Source organism: Priestia sp. TSO9 (assembly GCF_021029645.1).
Classification (GTDB): domain Bacteria; phylum Bacillota; class Bacilli; order Bacillales; family Bacillaceae_H; genus Priestia; species Priestia megaterium_E.
Genome location: NZ_JAJEKD010000025.1, coordinates 1 through 2854, shown reverse-complemented (window position 1 = coordinate 2854; position 2854 = coordinate 1). Strand labels below are relative to the sequence as shown.

The 2854-nt window shown below is 52.6% G+C and carries 1 rRNA gene; it reads right to left on the bottom strand.

Annotated elements, in window-relative coordinates:
- Window positions 1-2832 (bottom strand): 23S ribosomal RNA (locus LJC66_RS27295); the annotation flags it as partial.
- Window positions 2833-2854: the final 22 nt, after the last annotated feature.

Genomic DNA, 2854 nt, shown 5'->3' with positions numbered 1-2854 from the left:
CGCTATGGGAAATCTCATCTTGAGGGGGGCTTCATGCTTAGATGCTTTCAGCACTTATCCCGTCCACACATAGCTACCCAGCGATGCCTTTGGCAAGACAACTGGTACACCAGCGGTGTGTCCATCCCGGTCCTCTCGTACTAAGGACAGCTCCTCTCAAATTTCCTACGCCCACGACGGATAGGGACCGAACTGTCTCACGACGTTCTGAACCCAGCTCGCGTACCGCTTTAATGGGCGAACAGCCCAACCCTTGGGACCGACTACAGCCCCAGGATGCGATGAGCCGACATCGAGGTGCCAAACCTCCCCGTCGATGTGGACTCTTGGGGGAGATAAGCCTGTTATCCCCGGGGTAGCTTTTATCCGTTGAGCGATGGCCCTTCCATGCGGAACCACCGGATCACTAAGCCCGACTTTCGTCCCTGCTCGACTTGTAGGTCTCGCAGTCAAGCTCCCTTGTGCCTTTACACTCTACGAATGATTTCCAACCATTCTGAGGGAACCTTTGGGCGCCTCCGTTACATTTTAGGAGGCGACCGCCCCAGTCAAACTGCCCACCTGACACTGTCTCCCGGCCCGATCAGGGCCGCGGGTTAGAATTTCAATACAGCCAGGGTAGTATCCCACCGACGCCTCCACCGAAGCTAGCGCTCCGGCTTCTCAGGCTCCTACCTATCCTGTACAAGCTGTACCAAAATTCAATATCAGGCTACAGTAAAGCTCCACGGGGTCTTTCCGTCCTGTCGCGGGTAACCTGCATCTTCACAGGTACTATAATTTCACCGAGTCTCTCGTTGAGACAGTGCCCAGATCGTTACGCCTTTCGTGCGGGTCGGAACTTACCCGACAAGGAATTTCGCTACCTTAGGACCGTTATAGTTACGGCCGCCGTTTACTGGGGCTTCGATTCAGAGCTTCTCCCAAAGGATAACCCCTCCTCTTAACCTTCCAGCACCGGGCAGGCGTCAGCCCCTATACTTCGCCTTGCGGCTTCGCAGAGACCTGTGTTTTTGCTAAACAGTCGCCTGGGCCTATTCACTGCGGCTCTCTCGGGCTATACACCCTACCAGAGCACCCCTTCTCCCGAAGTTACGGGGTCATTTTGCCGAGTTCCTTAACGAGAGTTCTCTCGATCACCTTAGGATTCTCTCCTCGCCTACCTGTGTCGGTTTGCGGTACGGGCACCTCCCGCCTCGCTAGAGGCTTTTCTTGGCAGTGTGGAATCAGGAACTTCGGTACTATAATTCCCTCGTCATCACAGCTCAGCCTTTATGATGAGCGGATTTGCCTACTCATCAGCCTAACTGCTTGAACGCGCATATCCAGCAGCGCGCTTACCCTATCCTACTGCGTCCCCCCATTACTCAAACGGCGGGGAGGTGGTACAGGAATATCAACCTGTTGGCCATCGCCTACGCTTTTCAGCCTCGGCTTAGGTCCCGACTAACCCTGAGCGGACGAGCCTTCCTCAGGAAACCTTAGGCATTCGGTGGACAAGATTCTCACTTGTCTTTCGCTACTCATACCGGCATTCTCACTTCTAAGCGCTCCACCAGTCCTTACGGTCTGACTTCGCTGCACTTAGAACGCTCTCCTACCACTGACATCAAAGATGTCAATCCACAGCTTCGGTGATACGTTTAGCCCCGGTACATTTTCGGCGCAGAGTCACTCGACCAGTGAGCTATTACGCACTCTTTAAATGGTGGCTGCTTCTAAGCCAACATCCTGGTTGTCTAAGCAACTCCACATCCTTTTCCACTTAACGTATACTTGGGGACCTTAGCTGGTGGTCTGGGCTGTTTCCCTTTTGACTACGGATCTTATCACTCGCAGTCTGACTCCCATGGATAAGTCTTTGGCATTCGGAGTTTGACTGAATTCGGTAACCCGTTGGGGGCCCCTAGTCCAATCAGTGCTCTACCTCCAAGACTCTCACAACATGAGGCTAGCCCTAAAGCTATTTCGGAGAGAACCAGCTATCTCCAGGTTCGATTGGAATTTCTCCGCTACCCACACCTCATCCCCGCACTTTTCAACGTGCGTGGGTTCGGGCCTCCATTCAGTGTTACCTGAACTTCACCCTGGACATGGGTAGATCACCTGGTTTCGGGTCTACAACCACATACTAAACGCCCTATTCAGACTCGCTTTCGCTACGGCTCCGCCTTATCAGCTTAACCTTGCATGGGATCGTAACTCGCCGGTTCATTCTACAAAAGGCACGCCATCACCCGTTAACGGGCTCTGACTACTTGTAGGCACACGGTTTCAGGATCTCTTTCACTCCCCTTCCGGGGTGCTTTTCACCTTTCCCTCACGGTACTGGTTCACTATCGGTCACTAGGTAGTATTTAGCCTTGGGAGATGGTCCTCCCAGCTTCCGACGGAATTTCACGTGTTCCGCCGTACTCAGGATCCACTCAAGAGGGAACGAAGTTTCAACTACAGGGTTGTTACCTTCTTCGACGGACCTTTCCAGGTCGCTTCATTTACTTCGTTCCTTTGTAACTCCGTATAGAGTGTCCTACAACCCCAAGAGGCAAGCCTCTTGGTTTGGGCTAATTCCGTTTCGCTCGCCGCTACTCAGGAAATCGCATTTGCTTTCTCTTCCTCCGGGTACTTAGATGTTTCAGTTCCCCGGGTCTGCCTTCAATATCCTATGTATTCAGATAAAGATACTGTTCCATTACGAACAGTGGGTTTCCCCATTCGGAAATCTCCGGATCAAAGCTCACTTACAGCTCCCCGAAGCATATCGGTGTTAGTCCCGTCCTTCATCGGCTCCTAGTGCCAAGGCATTCACCGTGCGCCCTTTCTAACTTAACCATTAGCGAATAAATGGTACAAC